The sequence below is a fragment of the Arthrobacter sp. D2-10 genome, assembly GCF_054161285.1.
Genome location: NZ_CP096431.1, coordinates 528,302 through 545,849, shown reverse-complemented (window position 1 = coordinate 545,849; position 17,548 = coordinate 528,302). Strand labels below are relative to the sequence as shown.

General features: G+C 64.2%; 17 protein-coding genes and 2 riboswitches. Of the genes, 3 read left to right on the top strand and 14 right to left on the bottom strand.

Going from position 1 to position 17,548, the window contains the following annotated elements:
* Nucleotides 1–18: 18 nt before the first annotated feature.
* The 3 genes from M1D74_RS02655 to fdhD are packed head-to-tail and all read right to left on the bottom strand — an operon-like array spanning nt 19 to nt 3,895.
* A complete protein-coding gene (locus M1D74_RS02655; protein ID WP_309070171.1) occupies nt 19–1,932 on the bottom strand; it encodes an ABC transporter ATP-binding protein in 1,914 nt (637 codons plus the stop codon).
* A 29-nt stretch (nt 1,933–1,961) separates the two neighbouring features.
* Nucleotides 1,962–3,035 (bottom strand): LLM class flavin-dependent oxidoreductase, encoded by a 1,074-nt coding sequence (locus M1D74_RS02650; RefSeq protein ID WP_458116373.1) that lies wholly within the window; start codon nt 3,033–3,035, stop codon nt 1,962–1,964.
* A 29-nt stretch (nt 3,036–3,064) separates the two neighbouring features.
* On the bottom strand, nt 3,065–3,895 hold the full coding sequence (gene fdhD, locus M1D74_RS02645) for a formate dehydrogenase accessory sulfurtransferase FdhD (RefSeq protein WP_309070203.1): 831 nt from the start codon (nt 3,893–3,895) through the stop codon (nt 3,065–3,067).
* A 152-nt stretch (nt 3,896–4,047) separates the two neighbouring features.
* Between fdhD and M1D74_RS02640 the strand changes: the two genes are divergently transcribed.
* Nucleotides 4,048–6,405, top strand: a complete 2,358-nt coding sequence (locus M1D74_RS02640) for an FdhF/YdeP family oxidoreductase (protein ID WP_458116372.1) — start codon at nt 4,048–4,050, stop codon at nt 6,403–6,405.
* Between the two features lie 54 nt (nt 6,406–6,459).
* Here the strand turns inward: M1D74_RS02640 and M1D74_RS02635 are convergent, their stop codons facing one another.
* The 8 genes from M1D74_RS02635 to M1D74_RS02600 all read right to left on the bottom strand — a co-directional run bounded on the left by M1D74_RS02635 (nt 6,460) and on the right by M1D74_RS02600 (nt 13,315).
* Entirely contained in the window at nt 6,460–7,713 is a 1,254-nt protein-coding gene (locus M1D74_RS02635; RefSeq protein WP_309070168.1) for a molybdopterin molybdotransferase MoeA, read from the bottom strand.
* Complete coding sequence (locus tag M1D74_RS02630) at nt 7,710–7,994, bottom strand: DUF6457 domain-containing protein (RefSeq protein ID WP_309070167.1); 285 nt, start codon at nt 7,992–7,994, stop codon at nt 7,710–7,712. The genes M1D74_RS02635 and M1D74_RS02630 overlap by 4 nt, the downstream gene beginning before the upstream one ends.
* A 14-nt stretch (nt 7,995–8,008) precedes the next feature.
* Nucleotides 8,009–8,626, bottom strand: coding sequence for a molybdenum cofactor guanylyltransferase (mobA, locus tag M1D74_RS02625; RefSeq protein WP_458116371.1), 618 nt, complete (start codon nt 8,624–8,626; stop codon nt 8,009–8,011).
* Nucleotides 8,623–9,123, bottom strand: a complete 501-nt coding sequence (locus M1D74_RS02620; RefSeq protein WP_309070165.1) for an HNH endonuclease — start codon at nt 9,121–9,123, stop codon at nt 8,623–8,625. The genes mobA and M1D74_RS02620 overlap by 4 nt, the downstream gene beginning before the upstream one ends.
* Before the next feature lie 207 nt (nt 9,124–9,330).
* On the bottom strand, nt 9,331–10,152 hold the full coding sequence (locus tag M1D74_RS02615; RefSeq protein WP_458116370.1) for an NlpC/P60 family protein: 822 nt from the start codon (nt 10,150–10,152) through the stop codon (nt 9,331–9,333).
* Nucleotides 10,153–10,177: 25 nt separating this feature from the next.
* Nucleotides 10,178–10,975, bottom strand: a complete 798-nt coding sequence (locus M1D74_RS02610; protein WP_458116369.1) for a hypothetical protein — start codon at nt 10,973–10,975, stop codon at nt 10,178–10,180.
* A gap of 5 nt (nt 10,976–10,980) precedes the next feature.
* A riboswitch (cyclic di-AMP (ydaO/yuaA leader) is annotated at nt 10,981–11,142 on the bottom strand.
* A 146-nt stretch (nt 11,143–11,288) separates the two neighbouring features.
* On the bottom strand, nt 11,289–12,053 hold the full coding sequence (locus M1D74_RS02605; RefSeq protein WP_458116368.1) for a M23 family metallopeptidase: 765 nt from the start codon (nt 12,051–12,053) through the stop codon (nt 11,289–11,291).
* A 250-nt stretch (nt 12,054–12,303) separates the two neighbouring features.
* Nucleotides 12,304–12,493, bottom strand: a riboswitch (cyclic di-AMP (ydaO/yuaA leader).
* Nucleotides 12,494–12,622: 129 nt separating this feature from the next.
* Nucleotides 12,623–13,315 carry a metal-dependent transcriptional regulator gene (locus tag M1D74_RS02600; protein ID WP_309070161.1) on the bottom strand — a complete coding sequence of 231 codons (693 nt, stop codon included), beginning with the start codon at nt 13,313–13,315 and terminating at the stop codon, nt 12,623–12,625.
* A gap of 248 nt (nt 13,316–13,563) precedes the next feature.
* Here M1D74_RS02600 and serC point away from each other — a divergent pair, with 248 nt between their 5' ends.
* Nucleotides 13,564–14,691 carry a phosphoserine transaminase gene (gene serC / locus M1D74_RS02595; protein WP_458116367.1) on the top strand — a complete coding sequence of 376 codons (1,128 nt, stop codon included), beginning with the start codon at nt 13,564–13,566 and terminating at the stop codon, nt 14,689–14,691.
* Here serC and M1D74_RS02590 read toward each other — a convergent pair.
* From M1D74_RS02590 to M1D74_RS02580, 3 genes are read right to left on the bottom strand one after another with little or no spacing between them, the layout of a single operon-like run.
* Nucleotides 14,688–15,974 carry an MFS transporter gene (locus M1D74_RS02590; protein ID WP_458116366.1) on the bottom strand — a complete coding sequence of 429 codons (1,287 nt, stop codon included), beginning with the start codon at nt 15,972–15,974 and terminating at the stop codon, nt 14,688–14,690. The two genes, serC and M1D74_RS02590, sit on opposite strands and share 4 nt — an antisense overlap.
* A gap of 33 nt (nt 15,975–16,007) precedes the next feature.
* Entirely contained in the window at nt 16,008–16,667 is a 660-nt protein-coding gene (locus M1D74_RS02585) for a DUF3027 domain-containing protein (protein WP_309070158.1), read from the bottom strand.
* Nucleotides 16,668–16,672: 5 nt separating this feature from the next.
* Entirely contained in the window at nt 16,673–17,056 is a 384-nt protein-coding gene (locus tag M1D74_RS02580; protein ID WP_309070157.1) for a cold-shock protein, read from the bottom strand.
* A 174-nt stretch (nt 17,057–17,230) separates the two neighbouring features.
* Here M1D74_RS02580 and M1D74_RS02575 point away from each other — a divergent pair, with 174 nt between their 5' ends.
* Nucleotides 17,231–17,509: a hypothetical protein gene (locus tag M1D74_RS02575; protein WP_458116365.1), complete on the top strand. Its 279-nt coding sequence runs from the start codon at nt 17,231–17,233 to the stop codon at nt 17,507–17,509.
* Nucleotides 17,510–17,548 lie beyond the last annotated feature (39 nt).

Sequence of the window (17,548 nt, the reverse complement as noted above, 5' to 3'; positions counted from 1 at the left end):
GTTCCCCACAAGGGCTGGTCAGGCGCTAGGAGCAGTGAGTGCTTCAGCAGGCTCATCCGGCGCAACACTCTTCTGCACGGCGAACTGCGTGCGATGCAACTCGGCGTAGCGGCCTGACTTTTCAAGCAGCTCATCGTGAGTGCCCTGCTCCGCGATGCGTCCGTCCTCGATGACCAGGATCTGATCCGCGCTTCGAATGGTCGACAGCCGGTGGGCGATGACCAGAGCGGTGCGTCCTTCGAGTGCCTCGGTAAGTGCTGCCTGCACGGCCGCTTCCGACGTCGAATCCAATGCCGCGGTGGCTTCATCCAGAATCACGACGCGCGGCTGGGCCAGGAGGAGCCTCGCGATGGTCATGCGCTGCCGCTCCCCGCCGGACAACCGGTACCCGCGCTCGCCGACCATCGTGTCCAGTTGATCCGGTAGAGACCGGATCAACGGTTCCAGGCGCGCGCGGCGGACTGCGTGCCAGAGCTCCTCGTCCGTGGCGTCGGGGCGCGCCAGACGAAGGTTGGAAGCGATCGTCTCGTGGAAGAGGTGTCCGTCCTGAGTCACCATTCCAAGCGTGTGGCGCAGCGACTCGAAGGTAACGTCACGGACGTCCTTTCCGCCGATTCGCACCGCGCCCTCGTCAACGTCGTAAAGCCTGGCCAGGAGTTGCGCGATGGTGGATTTGCCCGCACCCGAAGTACCCACCAGTGCTACGGTCTGCCCGGGCTCTATCCGGAAGCTGATGCCGTGGAGCACTTCCTCACCGCCACGGGTATCCAGCACCGCAACCTCCTCTAGGGAGGCCAGCGAGACGCGCTCTGCCGACGGATAACCGAAGCGAACCCTGTCAAATTCAACCGCAACCGGTCCGTCCGGGATAGTTCCGGCGTCGGGCTTTTCCTTGATGAGGGGATCAAGGTCCAGGACCTCGAAGACTCGCTCGAAACTTACCAGCGCGCTCATGATTTCCACGCGGGCGTTGGCCAGGGAGGTCAACGGCGCGTACAGGCGGGTGAGCAGCAGCGCCAGCGTGACCACCTCGCCGGTGTCCAGCACGCCGCCGAGGGCCAGGGAACCACCGAGCCCATACACCAGGGCCAGGGCAAGGGCGGAGACGAGCATCAGGGCGGAGAAGAACACGAACTGCAGCATCGCGGTCCGCACGCCGATGTCCCGCACTCTTGCCGCCCTGACGCGGAACTCCTCTGACTCCTCGTCCGGCCGCCCGAACAGCTTCACCAGCGTGGCCCCGGGAGCCGAGAACCGCTCCGTCATCTGTGTGCTCATGGTGGAGTTGTAGTCGGCCGCCTCCCGGCGGAGAGCCGCCAGCCTGCTGCCCATCCTGCGCGCGGGCAACAGGAAGATGGGCAGCATGATGATCGCCAGTACGGTCACCAGCACCGAGGTGCTCAACATGACGATCAGGGTAAGAATCAACGCGACCAGGTTGCTGACGACGCCGGACAGCGTGCCGCTGAAGGCCTGTTGGGCGCCGATCACGTCATTGTTGAGCCGGCTGACCAGGGCCCCCGTGCGGGTTCGGGTGAAGAATGCAATCGGCATCTTCTGGACGTGATCAAAAACCGCAGTGCGCAGATCGAGAATGACTCCCTCACCGATCCGGGCGGAATACCAGCGGGTCAGTAGTCCGACGCCGGTGTCGGCGACAGCGACGATCGCAATGACGATAGCGAGCCACACGATGGTGCTGACGGCGGCCTCGGCGATGATGGCGTTCACTACCTGCCCAGCCAGGACAGGCGTGGCCACCGCCAGAAACGCCGACACCACGGATAGCGCGATGAAGAGCACCAGCTTGAACCGGTACGGCACGGCGAAGGACAGGATCCGCTTGAGCGTCTCCTTCGAGAATTTGTTGCTGCCGTTCTTGGCGGAGGAGATCCGGTAAAGGGAACTCCAGGCCGCGCCTTCCATGCTCATGGTTCGTCTCCCGGTAGTGGACTTCAAGCTTAGGTCCGGCTGCGGACAGTTTCCGTCCGCGGAGCCCCATCGTGCTGGTGCTGCCCGCCGAGAGCTTCCCTGACCAGAGGAAGGACCTCGGTACCCAGGAGTTCGATTGACTCCAGAACCTGTTCCTGCGGAACCGATGAGAAGTCGAGCTGGAGGATATGCCGGTCATGTCCCATGGCTGCGTGTGTCAGGACGATCTTCTCCGCCACTTCCTCGGGTGTGCCGACATAGAGCGCACCGGTGCGGGCTGCCTGCATGTTGTAGGTGACTCCGCTGGGCTTCGGGAAACCGCGCTCGGCGGAAATGCGCGTCATGCTGTCGAGCCAGTAAGGCTTGAAGGTCTCCTTCGCCCCGTTCCGGAGGACCAGCCCGACGCCGCTCACGCCCACCCGTGGAATCCCGCCGGACGCGCCGTCGAACTCTTCGCGGTAGAGCGCAGCGTGCTGCGCGAAGTTGTTCACTGCACCGCCCAGGAGGGCGTAGATCACCGGCTTCCCCAGCCGTGCGGCCCGGACCGACGATGACGGCGTACCGCCGGTAGCGATCCAGATGTCCAGATGTTCGCGGCTTGGCCGGGGCAGGATCAGGGCGTCCTGCAGCGGAGGCCGGAACTGCCCGGACCAGGTAATCCGATCTGCGGCATCGATGCGCAGGAGAAGATCGATCTTCTCCTCGTAGAGAGCGTCGTAATCCTCCAGCGCTGCCCCGAACAGGGGGTAGGACTCGATGAAGGATCCCCTCCCCGCTGTGAGCTCTGCACGTCCGCCTGACAGCAGATCCAGGGTTGCGAACTGCTGGAACACGCGCACCGGGTCCTCGGTGCTGAGCACTGTCACGGCCGAGCCAACATGAATGTTCCGCGTCTGGGCCGCAGCGGCGGCCAACACGGGCACCACCGACGACACGGCATAATCCGGTCGGTGGTGCTCGCCGATACCGAAGTAGGAGAGGCCAACCTCGTCCGCAAGTCGCGCCCGCTCCAGCAAGTCGGCCATCCGCTGTTCCGGCGAAACCCGTTCGCCTGTCACGGGGTTGGGGTGAATGTCGCCGAAGCTGAAGATGCCGAGTTCCATACTGGTGTGCAACTCCGCCCGGGGTACCGCTATTCCGCGCTGATGCGCCGCGGATGCGTGTAGCAGTTCAACGTTTGCCCGCGGCTGAAACCGACGAGGGTGATGCCTGATTCTTCCGCAAGGTCGGCAGCCAACGACGAGGGCGCACTCACCGCTGCGAGCATCGGTATTCCAGCGAGGTGGGCTTTCTGCACCAGTTCGAACGAAGCACGCCCAGAGACCTGCAGGATTGTTCCGCGGAGGGGCAGCTTTCCTTCCCTCAGCGCCCAACCGACAACCTTGTCCACAGCGTTGTGGCGTCCTACGTCCTCCCGAAGGCAGAGCAGTTCTCCGTCGCGGGAGAATAAACCGGCTGCGTGTACGCCCCCCGTACGGTCGAAGAGCTTCTGCTCGTTCCGGAGCAGGTCCGGCAGGGAGGCGAGAACCGCGAGGTCAACCGCGCCGTCGTCATCGTGCACGTCGAAGCGGGCAGATTTCCGCACCGCATCGATCGAGGCGGTCCCACAGATTCCGCACGAACTGGACGTGTAGACATGCCGCTCCATGCCGGTATCCGGTAGGGCGACATCCGGCCGGAGCTGCGCCTCGACGACATTGAAGGTCTGCCGACCATCTTCGTCAACGCCGGCACAATAGCGGAGCGCGAGGATCTCCCCGGGTTCGGCAACCACACCTTCTGAAACCAGGAACCCTGCCACGAGGTCGAAGTCATCACCGGGGGTGCGCATGGTGACGCTGAAGGCACTTCCGCCGAGCCGGATCTCGAGCGGCTCCTCCCCTGCAAGCCGGTCTTCCCTCTGGGTCGCCGGGCCGTCCAGCCTGTAACGCGTGATGCGGCGCCGGTTCAATACTCTCGTCATCATTTATCTCCCGCCTGAGCCTGGATTGAGCCTAGTTGACACTGCGGCGGTCGGGTACCGGCCGTTCGGGTGTCTTTGGGGACCTCTGCAGTGGACAATAGGGGCAGGTAGGAACACTCAGTGCTGAGAAGCCACCAGGAAGGATGCCCCCGATGACACGATCCAACCCTCCCGTCGAGGAAGCTGACGAGAACAACCTTGAGGTGGACAAGCCCAAGGACTGGGCAGCCGGTTTGCCCGGGGTCTATCACTCGATGCAGCCCGCGCTCAAGCACATGGGGATTGAACGCAGCGCACGTACCCTGCTCAGGATGAACCAGAAGCAGGGTTTCGACTGTATGAGCTGCGCCTGGCCGGACCCGTCGGACCACCGCAGCACCTTCGAGTACTGCGAGAACGGCGCCAAGGCGGTGACCTGGGAAGCCACACCGGTGACCGTGTCGTCGGAGTTCTGGGCGGAGCATTCAGTGACTGAGCTGCGCGGACGTTCCGAATACTGGCTTGGCATGCAGGGGCGGCTCACCGAACCCGTGTACAAAGCCGCCGGTGACGATCACTACCGGCCCATCACCTGGGACAGGGCCATCAACATCGTCGCGGACAAACTGAAGAGCCTCGATTCACCCGACGAGGCAGCTTTCTATACGAGCGGCCGCGCCTCGAACGAGGCCGCGTTCATCTACCAGCTCTTCATCCGCGGGCTAGGCACCAACAACCTGCCTGACTGCTCCAATATGTGTCACGAATCTTCCGGCGTCGCTATGGGACAAACGATCGGTATCGGCAAAGCGACGGTGGCCTACAACGACTATCTCAACTCTGACCTGATGATCGTGATCGGCCAGAACCCCGGGACCAACCACCCGCGCATGCTCAGCGCCATGGAGAAGCAGAAAGAGAACGGCGGGAGCATTGTCGCTGTCAATCCCCTGCCCGAGGCCGGACTGCGACGCTTCAAGAACCCGCAGAAGCCCAAAGGTGTTGTAGGCCGCGGAACCGATCTGGCCGACCAGTTCCTGCAGATCCGCGCAGGCGGGGACATGGCTCTCCTTCAGGCGCTCTCGAAGCGCGTGCTCGATGCCGAAGACCGGAATCCCGGAACGGTGCTGGATCACGAGTTCCTTGCGGAGTACTGCGAAGGTCTGGACGAACTGCGCGCGCACCTGGCCCATCTGGATGAGCAGACGGTGCTGGAGGCCACAGGCCTGCGCTCGGAGGAGATCGACGAACTCGCGGAGCGCTACATCAGGTCAGAGAAGACCATCATCACCTGGGCGATGGGCGTGACCCAGCAGAAGAACGGGGTCGGCACGATCAAGGAGATGATCAACCTGCTCCTCCTCCGCGGCAACATCGGGCGGCCTGGTGCGGGTGCGTCACCGATCCGTGGGCACTCGAACGTCCAGGGTGACCGTACGATGGGAATCTGGGAACAGATGCCGCCGTCGTTCCTCGACGCGCTGGGCAAGGAGTTCTCCTTCGAACCTCCGCGCGAGCACGGAGTGGACGCGGTGGCCGCCGTGAGGGGAATGCGCGACGGCGAAATCAAGTTCTTCCTCGCACTCGGCGGGAACTTCGTTGCCGCCATGTCCGACACCGCTGCCACAGAAGCAGCAATGCAGAATCTCGAGATGAATGTGCAGATCTCGACGAAACTGAACCGGTCGCACACCGTCGTCGGGCAGGAAGCATTGATTCTTCCGACGCTTGGCCGTACCGAGATTGACCGCCAGGCAACCGGGCCCCAGTTCGTCTCCGTTGAGGACACGGTGAGCGCGGTTCATTCCTCCGAGGGCAGGGTTGAACCGGTGGCGCCGGGACTGCTGTCCGAGATCGCAATTGTCAGCAGGTTGGCGCGCGCCACCCTTGGTGACCGCATTGCGGCCGACTGGCAGGGATTCGAGGATGATTACGACCGCATTCGCGACCATATCGCCCACGTCGTGCCCGGCTGTGAAAACTACAACCGCCGTATCCGTGAGAAGGACGGCTTCCTGCTGGCGAACGGTCCGCGCGATGCCCGGAAGTTCAGCACCGCCAGCGGCAAGGCGTTGCTCACAGTCAATGAGCTGGACCCCATGCAATGCCCGCCCGGCCGGCTCATTCTGCAGACCATGCGTTCGCACGACCAGTTCAACACCACGATCTACGGTTACAACGACCGGTACCGCGGCATCAAAAAGGGCCGGCACGTGGTCTTCGTCAACCCGGAGGACCTTGCTGACCTGGGCTTCAAGGACGGTGACCTGGTCGACGTTCATGGCGAGTATGCGGATGGCAAGGATCGCGTCCTGCGGAAGTTCCGCGCCGTGTCCTACCCCACCGCCCGCGGGTGCGCTGCCGCGTACTACCCGGAGGGGAACGTCCTGGTGCCGCTCGACGACACGGTCAAGGGCAGCAACACCCCTGTCTCCAAAGGCGTCATCGTCCGGTTGGAACCGGCAGCAGACGGCCCTGCGGGAGGTGCGGGCGAGGAGAACAAGCAGCAGGACATGCCGGCAACCGTCTGAACGGGAGAAGACGCTCCGAAACGGGCGAACAGGCGTGGGACCGGGTGAGCGGTATCAGCTGAACCAGGGCAGCTGCAGCGCCACGACCTTCTCGTCCGGCTCGCACCCCTGCTCAGGCACCACCAGGACGCCGTCGGCGTCGGCGAGTCCGCGCAGCATGCCCGATCGGTGATGAACGGTGGGCATGGCCCGTCCAGTCTGATAGCGATAGGGCACCAGGCGCGTCCGTCCGGGCAGCGCGTCGAACGACTCTCCGACCAGAACCGACCGCGATTCCGGAAAGTCTGCTCCACGCAGGCCTGCCAGCAACGGCGCCCCTACCGTGAACAGCGCCATCATTGCAGCCAACGGATTACCGGGCAGGCCGACGAAGAACCGCCCGTCAGGCAGGCGCGCCAAAAGAGTAGGGTGCCCCGGCCGCATAGCGATGCCATCGATGATGAGTTCCGCTTCAAGCACGGTCAGCGCTCGGCGGATGTGGTCGGCGTCGGATGCGCCGGTGCCGCCGGTGCTGATCAATACGTCCCCGGACGATCGCGCCAGCGACACCTCGTCCATGGCTTCGGCGCTGATGGCCGCCACGACGTCGTCGAGATCATCCCGTGCCCGGCCCACGGTGTCCACGTGGCCGCCCAGCATAGTGATAAGACCGGGTAGCTGGGGGCCGAAGGTGTCCCGCACCTGTCCGGGTTCCGGCAGGCCTGCTTCGATAACCTCGTCGCCGGTCAGCAGCAATGAGACGCGCGGTGCGCGCAGAACGGGCAGGGTGTCATAACCGCATACCGCGGCGAGCGCGATCTGCGCCGGATTCAGGACCGATCCCGCGGCGATAGTCTCTGTTCCTTGCGCCGCTTCCTCGCCGGCGGGTCGGATGTGTTCGTTCTCGCGTGGCTCGTCCGGGCGTGCCCGCTCGTTGCGGTTCAACACGCCGTCGCGGATGGCCCCGTGCTCGGTGCGGAGGATACCCGTAGCCCCGGGCGGGACAACACCGCCGGTGAGGATGAAGGTTGCCTGACCCGGCTCCAGGGTGGCGTATCCCGATTTCTTGTGTTCGTGCGCCCGGTGCCACGGGCTCTCATCCACCGGGACGGGCGTCACGAGCGTCCAGGGCGGCTCCCCTGAGAGCGCCCAACCGTCCATGGCGGACGACGCATAGTGCGGTATGGGCTGCAGTGCCACGGCGGGCTCAGCCAGCGTCTGGCCTAGCGCATCCGCCAGTTTGACGGTCTGCACGGGTTTGGGTGTAGCTGACTCATATGCCAGCCTTCGGGCGTCCTCCCACGTGACCTCGTGTCCCGAACCGCTCATCGGCGGTCCTCCGCCGCAGTTACCGGCGGGCAGGCAGATGCGGCTGCCTGCAGAGCGGACCGCATGGCCGTTACGCTGTCCGCCTGGCCGATCCCAACTGCCATCCCTGCGGCATATCCGGCGATGAACGTGGTCAGCGGTGCAGCGGGGCGAACCACGGAGTGCGCCGCCTTCCCCGCCAGGGCGAGGACTGCGTCGACATCTACCTCAATGTCCTCAAGTTCGAACATCTCCAGCAACGTCTCGCTCCACTGCCTGAGCAGGCGATCCCGATCCTCCATGGTGAACCCTCTCGCTATTTACCCGCATCCGGCGCCTCCGCCCTGAAGTTTCGGGCATCGGACCACGTATCGATATCAATGGTTGAGCCCGCGGGAACGTCAACTGGACTCCATGTCACCCTAGCAAGGAGGGCACGCATGGACAGGTTTCTTACTTCCTCCTGATCAACCGCCGTCGCAAGGTCCGCCCACCGATACAATGCGGCAAGCGGTTGGTCCCTCCCGCCGTCGTGCGCCAGTACGGACGCATTTGTAGCGAGCGCGCCCGCGATGAGCGCTGGCAGCGCCTCGTTGATCCGGGGCATGTCGCAGGCGAGCACAAGCACCCAGGGCGCCGGATCGGGGCTCAAATGTACGACGGCGGCGCTCACGGCCGCGGCCGGCCCGCCAAACGGCGGTTCCTCACGGATCAGCTCTACCCGCGCCGGCATCTCGGGTGCCCGATCACCGACGACGACAAGCCGCCTCGCCGCACGGGCTGCTTCGCAGGTGTGGGCAAGCAGCGTCGAGCCGCTGATTCTCAAGGACGCCTTCGGTACCCCGCCTAGACGGGAAGACCTGCCCCCGGCCAGCACCACGGCGTCGAACGACAGCTCTTCGGTAGCCGGACCCTCGGTAGCGGGCCCGTTCACGCGGCGTTGTCTGCCGGCAGGAATTCGCTCCACTGCGGCGAGGGCTTCTCCAGCTCCCGGATCTGCCACGACGTGCCGCGGGGCGGCCTGGGAACTATGCGAAGGGACCAGCCGAGCGTGGAAAGCGTCTTGTCGCCCTTTGCGTTGTTACAGCGAAGGCAGCAGGCCACAAGATTCTCCCAACTGTCCTCTCCACCGCGGGAACGCGGCACCACGTGATCTATGGTTGAGGCGGCCTTGCCACAGTATGCGCACAGGTGATTGTCACGGCGCAGCACTCCGCGACGCGTCGCGACGGAACTGCTGCGGTATGGGATTTTCACGTACCGGTTGAGCAGAATGACTGACGGTCGCGACAAGACTTCGTTGGGGCCGACAACCGGGTCTTCACCTTCTGCCACGACGCTCGCTTTACCGGTGAGGACAAGGACGAGTGCCCGGCGGAAGGTCACCACCGCCAGTGGTTCGTATCCAGCATTCAGAACGAGAGTGCGCATGCACATTCCTCTTTGCCGTCCATAGCTGCAGGATCAGAGGAACTCCTGGCGCCCTGCGAAGCTACAGCGAAGGTACTTCGGATTAACAGTGCAAGGGTAAGCCGTTGCTACAAGGATTCGTCAATCGCCACTCTGTGCCGGCGGAGGAAAACGATAGGGCCCCCTGCCGTGCGGCAAGAGACCCTATAAACGTTTGCTGACCAGCAATCAGCCGCCGACGCGGATGTAAACTCCACCCGATCCGAGCTCGGCCGGGGCGATGACCGTCTGGTTTCCGTTGAAGCCACCGTGAACTGCCTGGCCTCCACCGATGTAAACGGCAATGTGAGCTGCGCCCATGCCGCCGTCTGCGTAGTAGATCAGATCGCCGGGGATCGCTTCAGCGGCGCTGACCGTGCGGCCAAGGGAGAGGTAGCCGGCCGGCCAGCCGTGGAAGTTGATCCCAGCGGCAGCGAGAGCGTTGCTGGCAAGGCGTGTGCAGTCCTGGGTTACACCGAGCTGAGCCTTGGCGGCAGCAGCGATGGTGGCGGCCACGCCGGACGATACCTCGGGTGCTGCGGGGGCGGGCTTCTCGGCGACAGCTGGCTGCGCAGCAACAGTGGCCGTTGCTTCCACTGCGACTGCAGGCGCGGCTTGAACTGCGGCCTCAACAACCGGAACCTCAACCGGAGCGGCTTCAACGGTCTCCGCCTGCGGCTCTATAACAGCAGGCGCTGCCACTGTAGGAGCTGCCACAGCCTTCACGGCGGTCTTGTTGAACGAGATCTCAGCGTCAGCCGGCGCCTGGACCGGAGCCTTGACGGCCTGGACCTCAAGCGCGGTGGTGACGGTGTTGCGTTCCGACGGAAGTTCGACCGCGTTTGCGGCGACACCGCTGGTCAGAACGAGACCGGAAGCTGCCGCAATGACGGCTGCCTGGCGTCCCACTCCCCCAGCGTTGTCGCTGACGGCGCGTGCGATGGATGAGAGGTGGGCGGAACGCTGCACTTCGGCGCGGTGGCGCGCGATGGCACGGGTATTCGAGGTCATGTGTGTGTGCTCCAGGTAACTGGTTCTAGCTAACGCGGACGAAGCTGTAGCCGGAGAGGTCGGAAAGGCTGTGAAGGCCGGTGTTCATACCGTTCAGGCCACCGCTGATGACCTGGCCGTTGCCGACGTAGATGGCAACGTGACCGCCCGAGACCACGAGGTCACCGGGTGCGGGAGTGGATACTACGGAGCCGAATGCGAAGAAGTCGCTCGGTGCGATATCCCCGACGGACTTGCCGATGGAGCGAAGAGCCTTTTCAACCATGGCGGTGCAATCCTGCGCAACGCCGATCTGGGAGTAAGCGGATCCGACGAGTGCTGCACCGACCCCGCTGGATGTAGGCGCTTCGACAGGGGCTGGAGCCTTCACTGCGGCGGCCTCGACCTTGACCTCGGGCTGGGCGACGGCTGCAACCTCTACGGCCTCAACCTCCACTGCGGCCGGAGCGGGTGCTGCTTCGACGACCTCTGCCTGCGCAGCTTCGACCGGAGCAGCCTCAACGGGAGCAACTTCGATCTCGGGAGCAGCGACGGCTTCGACGGCTGCGCGCTCGAATGAAACTGCTGCATCCGCGGATGCGCTGACGGCGGTTGGCTGAGCGACTGCGCTGAGGGTTCCGACGGCCTGGGCTGAACGCTGGGCGTCAGATGCGCCGTGAGCGGGAAGACCGGCGGTGAGTACGAGGCCGGAAGCGGCGACGATGACTGCTGCCTGGCGTCCTACGGAACCTGCGTTAGAAGAAACAGCCTTCGAAATGGCTGCGAGCGAGTTTGTATGAGCCGGCACCGCACGGTGGCGGCCCAGCGCAGAGCTGTTTGACACGTTAAATTGCCTCTCCCTACGCCTGCGAGGTGAGCTGTCGGATTCGGATGGGAGTCACCCGGCCGCGGATCGTCTCAGATCCAGCGACTTAACCCCAAGGACTTCTGAAGAAGAAGCCCGCAATTGGTTCCCCCGCCCCTGCCATGCGATTGTTGCGAACGGATCTCGTGCAGTGGCAGAGCTAGGCGATCTGCGCGAGAGTGCCAAACCCCCTGCGATTTGGCACGAGTGAAACGGTACATCAGAAAATCAGGTATGTCACATTCAGGTCACGGAACGGTGTGTTCATGGTTACGACGACCTGAGCAACGGCTCAGAGCCAGCCCATTGGGTCGACGTTCTTGCCGTCGACAAGCACCTCAAAGTGCAGGTGGCAGCCCGTTGAGGCACCCGTCGAACCCACCCGGGCGATGGCTTCCCCGCGGTCCACAACCTGGCCCACAGTGACATCCATCGCCGACAGATGGTTGTAGGTGGTCTCCAACCCGTTGGCGTGCTTGACCACCACACGGTTGCCGCCGCCGTAGGCATGCCAGCCCGCGAACGTCACGGTGCCGGCCGCTGCTGCTCTGACAGCAGTGCCGCAGGCCTCGCTCATGTCCTGCCCGGTGTGGAGCTCCCCGGCACCGGTGATCGGGCTCACCCGGGTCCCGAAGGGCGAACTCATCACCACGTGGTCCAGCGGCGCGGAGAGCGATCCCTTCGACTCATCCGCCACGATGTCTCCACCTGATGCAGAAACAATCTCCACGAGCTTGGCGTCCGGATCGAACTTGCCGTGAAGGGCAGCGCGGTCAAACGAAACCTCGGCGCCCGCGGCCGCCTGGATGGGTTGCGGCTCTGCCTGCTCGGCCGAAGCGGCGGCAGCTACCTGAGCCTCTGCGGGCACGACTGCGGCGGTGGTGGGAAGTGCGACGGTCAGTACCATGCCCGATGCGGCGGCTGCAATGGCGACCTTCTGGCTGATCCCGGCGAAGGAGACGTCGCGGCGAGCGGTGACAGCGCGTCGTCGTCGTTCAATCCTCTGGCCATCGCGGGGGCGCAGCGCCGCTGGCTGCGCGAACGTTCCGCTGCTCACGGACGCAACGGAACCAGTGCGGGCTTCACACCGTGACATTGGAGCGGCTGCACAGCGAGGCGCCTCTGGCACCGTCAGACGTGGCGAAGCCGGGGAAGGTGAAGACACCGGGGCAGGCGAAGCGGCTGCGTGCACCGCTGCCTGACTGGCGATTCGCTCGGCCCGCTCCCGCCTGTGGGCGTCGCGTGGCCGCGCTTCAGCGACCGGGGCGCTGGCACGGCGGCGCCCCGAAGCAGTGTTCGACAAGGAGACCCTCTCTCATTTCCGCCTGCGAAGTTAGCTGTCGGATTCGAGTATGAGAAAACTCGGCCCGGATACGCGCGTAGTGGCAGCACCCGGACTTCACCCCAAGGTCATGGCAAGCCATCACCGGTTGTGGGTCCTCCGCCCCTGTCCATCTTTAAACACTGCGTTCGCTGACAGGGTTAGGCATGCGAACCAGGTAACGCTGAAGTATCAGCGCCAGGGATTAACTATAGCTCGGACGGACCAAAAGTAATCATTCCGTAACCATGCTGTGGATATCCTTCGGGAATCCAGCGGGTCTGTCCGGACCGTCGGGGCGGAAACTAAACCGCGACGAAAACGTGCGACGCGACTTCGGGCGGAAGCTCCAATGCACCTTCGACATCGGGCACCCGCACGGACACGTATTCGCCTACAGCCTGCAGCGTCATGCGAGCTCCGGGACGGAGGCCGCCCTCGTCGAGCTGGGTCAGCAACTCAGGATCAACCTGGATCGGCTCAGCGAGACGTACGAGGGTCACGCTCGATCCCGGGACGTATGTTGCCATGGCCTCTGTGAGAGTGCACACACCCATTGTCTGGAGCTCGGAGGGAGTACCCCCGATTGCTTCGAGGCCGGGAATCGGGTTGCCGTAGGGCGACTGCGTCGGCTGACCGAGCAGCTCATACAGCCTCCGCTCAACGCGCTCGCTCATCACATGTTCCCAACGGCATGCCTCGTCGTGGACGTACGCCCAGTCGAGGCCGATGACGTCAGAAAGCAGCCGCTCCGCCAGCCGGTGCTTGCGCATCACCTCAGTGGCCCGCCGGCGTCCGAGCTCCGTCAGCTCGAGATGACGGTCCCCGGTCACGATCACCAGTCCGTCGCGTTCCATGCGGCCGACCGTCTGCGACACCGTTGGCCCGGAGTGCCGAAGCCGCTCGGCAATCCGCGCGCGCAGAGCAACAATGTTCTCTTCCTCGAGCTCAAGGATGGTCCGCAGGTACATCTCGGTGGTGTCGATGAGGTCCGTCATGCGGGGTTCAGCTCCTTGGCACTGGTGCGGTTTGAGCGTTGATGCGGCGGCGGCAGCAGCGCCCCGAAAACGGGCGACCGTCGTCATCCCTACGCCCCACAAGGTTAACCCATATAGGTTTGCCGCTTTGACTGGGACGCATCAGTACGGTGTTGTGCACTCCCATCGGTCACAATGCGCCGGCGCTGCGGCGGCTGGGGCAGAATGGTCTGCGAGACCCCACACCAAGCAACCGTCCTGGAGTAATCATGAGCACTTCCACCGACATCCGCATCCCAACCGAGCTGCTGCCGAAGGATGGACGGTTCGGCGCAGGCCCCTCCAAGGTCCGTCCGGAGCAGCTGGAAGCCCTGAACCGTGCGGGGACTGACCTGCTCGGAACGTCCCACCGCCAGGCTCCTGTCAAGAACCTGGTCGACTCTGTGCGGTCAGGGCTGATGGACTTCTTCCGTGCCCCCGAAGGGTATGAAGTTGTTCTGGGCGTCGGAGGGTCCACAGCGTTCTGGGATGTTGCCTCCTTCGGGCTGGTGGAAGCGCGTGCCCAGCACCTCTCGTTCGGCGAGTTCGGTTCGAAGTTCGCTGCAGCAACCTCGAAGGCGCCCTTCCTCGAAGACTCGACTGTCATCAAGTCCGAGCCGGGGACCCGACCCGCCCCCCAGGCCGAGTCCGGCGTCGACTTCTATGCCTGGCCCCAGAATGAGACCTCGACAGGGGTCGCAGCCCCCGTTGAGCGTGTGGCCGGAGCTGACGAGGGTGCGCTGATCGCGGTCGATGCGACCTCTGCTGCGGGCGGACTTGCGGTGGATGTGTCCCAGGCTGACGTTTACTACTTCGCACCGCAGAAGAACTTCGCGTCCGACGGCGGATTGTGGCTTGGACTGTTTTCTCCTGCAGCGCTGGAGCGGGCTGCGTCGATCAAGTCCTCGGGCCGCTGGATTCCGGATTTCCTCGACCTGCAGACGGCCATCGACAACTCGCGTCTGAACCAGACGTACAACACGCCTGCTCTCTCGACCCTGGTGACTCTGAACGCGCAGATCGAATGGCTCAACGGGAACGGCGGCATCGACTTCGCCGCGCAGCGCACTGCCGACTCCGCAGGACGCATCTACAGCTGGGCGGAAGCCTCGTCCATAGCGACCCCGTTTGTACAGAACCCGGACCACCGCTCCAACGTCATCGCCACCATCGATTTCGATGAGAGCGTCGACGCGTCGGCGGTGGCCAAGACCCTGCGCGCCAACGGGATAGTAGACGTCGAGCCGTACCGGAAGCTGGGCCGCAACCAGCTGCGGATTGCAACGTTCGTGGCGATTGAGCCCTCCGACGTGTCGGCGCTGCTGGAGTGCATCGATTACGTAGTTGAGCGCTCCTAGCCGTCACTCTCCGGCGTGTCCCGTGCCGTGGCGGCCAGGGTCAACCTGAGCCGCCTCGGCTCCGAACGCACGAGGCGAACTGTTACGTGATGGGACCGCCAAACCCACACGAGCCCGGCTACAGCAGCCACGAAGCCCGACGCGGCGGCCACCACCAGGCCCCACCGAGGGCCGAAGGCATTGGTCACCCATCCCACGATCGGTGCTCCGATCGGTGTTCCGCCGAGGAAGATGGCGAAGTACAGTGCCATGACGCGGCCGCGCATTTCCTGCGCCGTAGTGGTTTGAACGTACGCGTTCGCGCTGGTCATGAGGGTCAGGGCAAACAGTCCCACAGGAATCAGCGTCACGCCGAAGAGCCACACTGAAGGCGCAAGCGCAGCTAGCAGGCAGGCCAGGCCGAATGCGCCGGCAGCTCCGAAGATGAACCTGAGACGTGGCCGTTCCCGCCGGGCCGAGAGCAGGGCGCCGGCCACAGAACCCACGGCCATGATTGACGACAGGGTGCCGAAGATACCGGCGTCCGTGTTGAACTCGGTCCGGGCCATCGCCGCAATGTAGACGGCGAAGTTCAACCCGAACGTCCCCACAATGAAGATGGCAAACATCACCATCATCAGGTCGGGCCGAAGTCGCACGTACCGGAAGCCTGCCCGGATCCTGCCACGCCCAGGCGCTGACCTCTTGAGAACGCGCAATTCTCCTTGCCGGATTGTCACGAGGGCAAAGATCATTGCACCGAAGGTCACAGCGTTGATGAGAAAGACCCACCCCGGACCGACGGCCACGGTGAGCAGCCCTGCAACAGCGGGCCCGAACATCCGGGCCCCGTTGAAAGAGGCGCTGTTGAGGGCCACCGCGTTGGGGAGGTATTCGTCGCGTACCACTTCCGAGACAAAGGCCTGACGGGCCGGAGCGTCAATTGCGGCTACTACTCCCAGCGCAAGAGCGAATGCATAGACGTGCCAGAGTTCTGCCAGGCCAAACACGACCAAAAGCCCAAGGCCGACACCGAGCGCGGCCATCGCGGCCTGCGTTCCGATCAACAGCTTCCGGCGATCGACCGTGTCGGCTATCAGACCCGCCCACGGGGCAATGAAGAGCTGCGGACCGAGCTGCAGGGCCATGACGATACCCATCGCCGCGGCGTCCTGATCCGTGAGGATGTCGTAGACGAGCCAGTCCTGGGCCGTGCGCTGCATCCAGGTGCCGATATTGGAGATCAGTGCACCGATGAACCAGAGCCGGTAATTGTGGATGTGCAGGGATCGGAACATGCCCATCAGGCAACCGTCCTTCCTGCAGCCCTCCACACCCTAGGCAACTGGGGATTCGCCCCCGGGAGTGCTCGGATCATCGGCATCGGGGTCCGGGGAGCCGGTCCCGGCCGATCCCCTTTCGACGGGCTCACTGTCAGCAGGTTCGTCAGCTGCAGGTTCAGGTTCAGCATGCGCGCTGTCAGCAGTGTCTTCTTCAGGGTCCACGTCTGCTTCCATGACGGGGTCCACTTCGGCGGCCTCCGCTGAATCGCCGGCCGCTGTTTCCTCCGCGGTTTCCTCCGCGGTGTCTTCCGGGCGGACGCGTTCGGACCACGGGACCCAGTCGGGGGCCAGCAGGGCGTCCGCAGAAGGCAACAACCCGACCTCGCAGACGGTAACGTCCTTGCCACGGGGAACCCGGGCGAGCGTCGCAAACCAGTGCCAGCCCACGTAACCCGGAACATTGGCCGCGAAACGGTGCGTGACGAGCCTCTCCGCCTCCGGGACGACGCCCAGATGCTCACCCACGGGTGTTCCGTCGGCGATCTCCAGCACACCGTTCCGTGCGGCGTCCACAGCGGCAGCCAATACGGCGTCGGGCTTGGACGGCTTCCGGGCGGGGCGGCGCTTGGCAGCGGGAACCGCGGATGCCACGGCTCCCGGTGCTTCCGCTGGTTGAGCCTCCCCGGACTCCGTCGATGCTGGAGATTCAGTCATTGGACCTAAACGTCCAGGTCATCCGCGACGGCGCGCAGCACCGCAGCAACCTTCGCGGAGTGCGACTTGTCGGGGTACCGACCGCGGCGCAGACCGTTGGACACGTCGTCGAGCAGGCGGATCAGGTCCTCGGTGATGACGGCCATATCTTCCGCCTTCTTCCGTGTCGCCTTGGCTACAGACGGCTGGGCATCAAGGATGCGGGCCGACAATGCCTGCAGGCCCTTGCGTCCATCAGCGACGCCGAACTCGAGCCGGGCCCCCACCTTCACCTCTGTTACTCCGGCAGGGAGCGCGGAGGCATGCAGGAATACTTCCTTGCCGTCATCCGTCGCCAGAAAGCCGAAACCCTTTTCAGAGTCGAACCACTTCACCTTGCCGATAGGCACGTAATTACCCCGTTCTCGTACTGCTGGTGCGCAGGCCGTGAGTTACCGACGAATCGATAGGAATCGACGCGATGTCGGTGAACTGGCCGTACGCAGCGAAAAAGTCTGCCTTAACAGGATACCGGCACCGGTGAGGGGAATGGACGATGAGCACCCTTGTACGCTAGGAGCATCATGATGCAGAACCCATCCTCCGTTCCTGACGCGAACGACGGCGCCAGTCCCCTCAGGGAGGCAAAAGGCACCCCTCGAAGCGGGCGCATCCTGTTGATTGCCGCGGTCACGCTCGCAGCTGTCGGCCTCATTTCGCTCGTGGCCGTCCTCGTGTCTGCGTGGATGGGCATGCAGCCGTGGCCGGGATTCATGGCCGCCGCGTATTTTTGCCTGCCTCTGGCCTTCCTGCTGATGCTCGTCAGCGTCGTCAGCAGCGTTATTTCCCGCGGCCGCAGTTAACTCACGCGCAGCCGTCGGTGTCCGGCCACACTACTCGCC

Coding starts and splice junctions, on each gene's coding strand:
- M1D74_RS02655 (WP_309070171.1), bottom strand. CDS start 1,932: ATGAGCATGGAAGGCGCGGCCTGGAGTTCCCTTTACCGGATCTCCTCC.
- M1D74_RS02650 (WP_458116373.1), bottom strand. CDS start 3,035: ATGGAACTCGGCATCTTCAGCTTCGGCGACATTCACCCCAACCCCGTG.
- M1D74_RS02585 (WP_309070158.1), bottom strand. CDS start 16,667: ATGACTGAATCTCCAGCATCGACGGAGTCCGGGGAGGCTCAACCAGCG.
- serC (WP_458116367.1), top strand. CDS start 13,564: ATGAGCACTTCCACCGACATCCGCATCCCAACCGAGCTGCTGCCGAAG.
- M1D74_RS02620 (WP_309070165.1), bottom strand. CDS start 9,123: ATGCGCACTCTCGTTCTGAATGCTGGATACGAACCACTGGCGGTGGTG.
- M1D74_RS02640 (WP_458116372.1), top strand. CDS start 4,048: ATGACACGATCCAACCCTCCCGTCGAGGAAGCTGACGAGAACAACCTT.
- M1D74_RS02615 (WP_458116370.1), bottom strand. CDS start 10,152: ATGACCTCGAATACCCGTGCCATCGCGCGCCACCGCGCCGAAGTGCAG.
- M1D74_RS02630 (WP_309070167.1), bottom strand. CDS start 7,994: ATGGAGGATCGGGATCGCCTGCTCAGGCAGTGGAGCGAGACGTTGCTG.
- M1D74_RS02590 (WP_458116366.1), bottom strand. CDS start 15,974: ATGGGCATGTTCCGATCCCTGCACATCCACAATTACCGGCTCTGGTTC.
- M1D74_RS02600 (WP_309070161.1), bottom strand. CDS start 13,315: ATGACGGACCTCATCGACACCACCGAGATGTACCTGCGGACCATCCTT.
- fdhD (WP_309070203.1), bottom strand. CDS start 3,895: ATGACGAGAGTATTGAACCGGCGCCGCATCACGCGTTACAGGCTGGAC.
- M1D74_RS02575 (WP_458116365.1), top strand. CDS start 17,231: ATGATGCAGAACCCATCCTCCGTTCCTGACGCGAACGACGGCGCCAGT.
- M1D74_RS02635 (WP_309070168.1), bottom strand. CDS start 7,713: ATGAGCGGTTCGGGACACGAGGTCACGTGGGAGGACGCCCGAAGGCTG.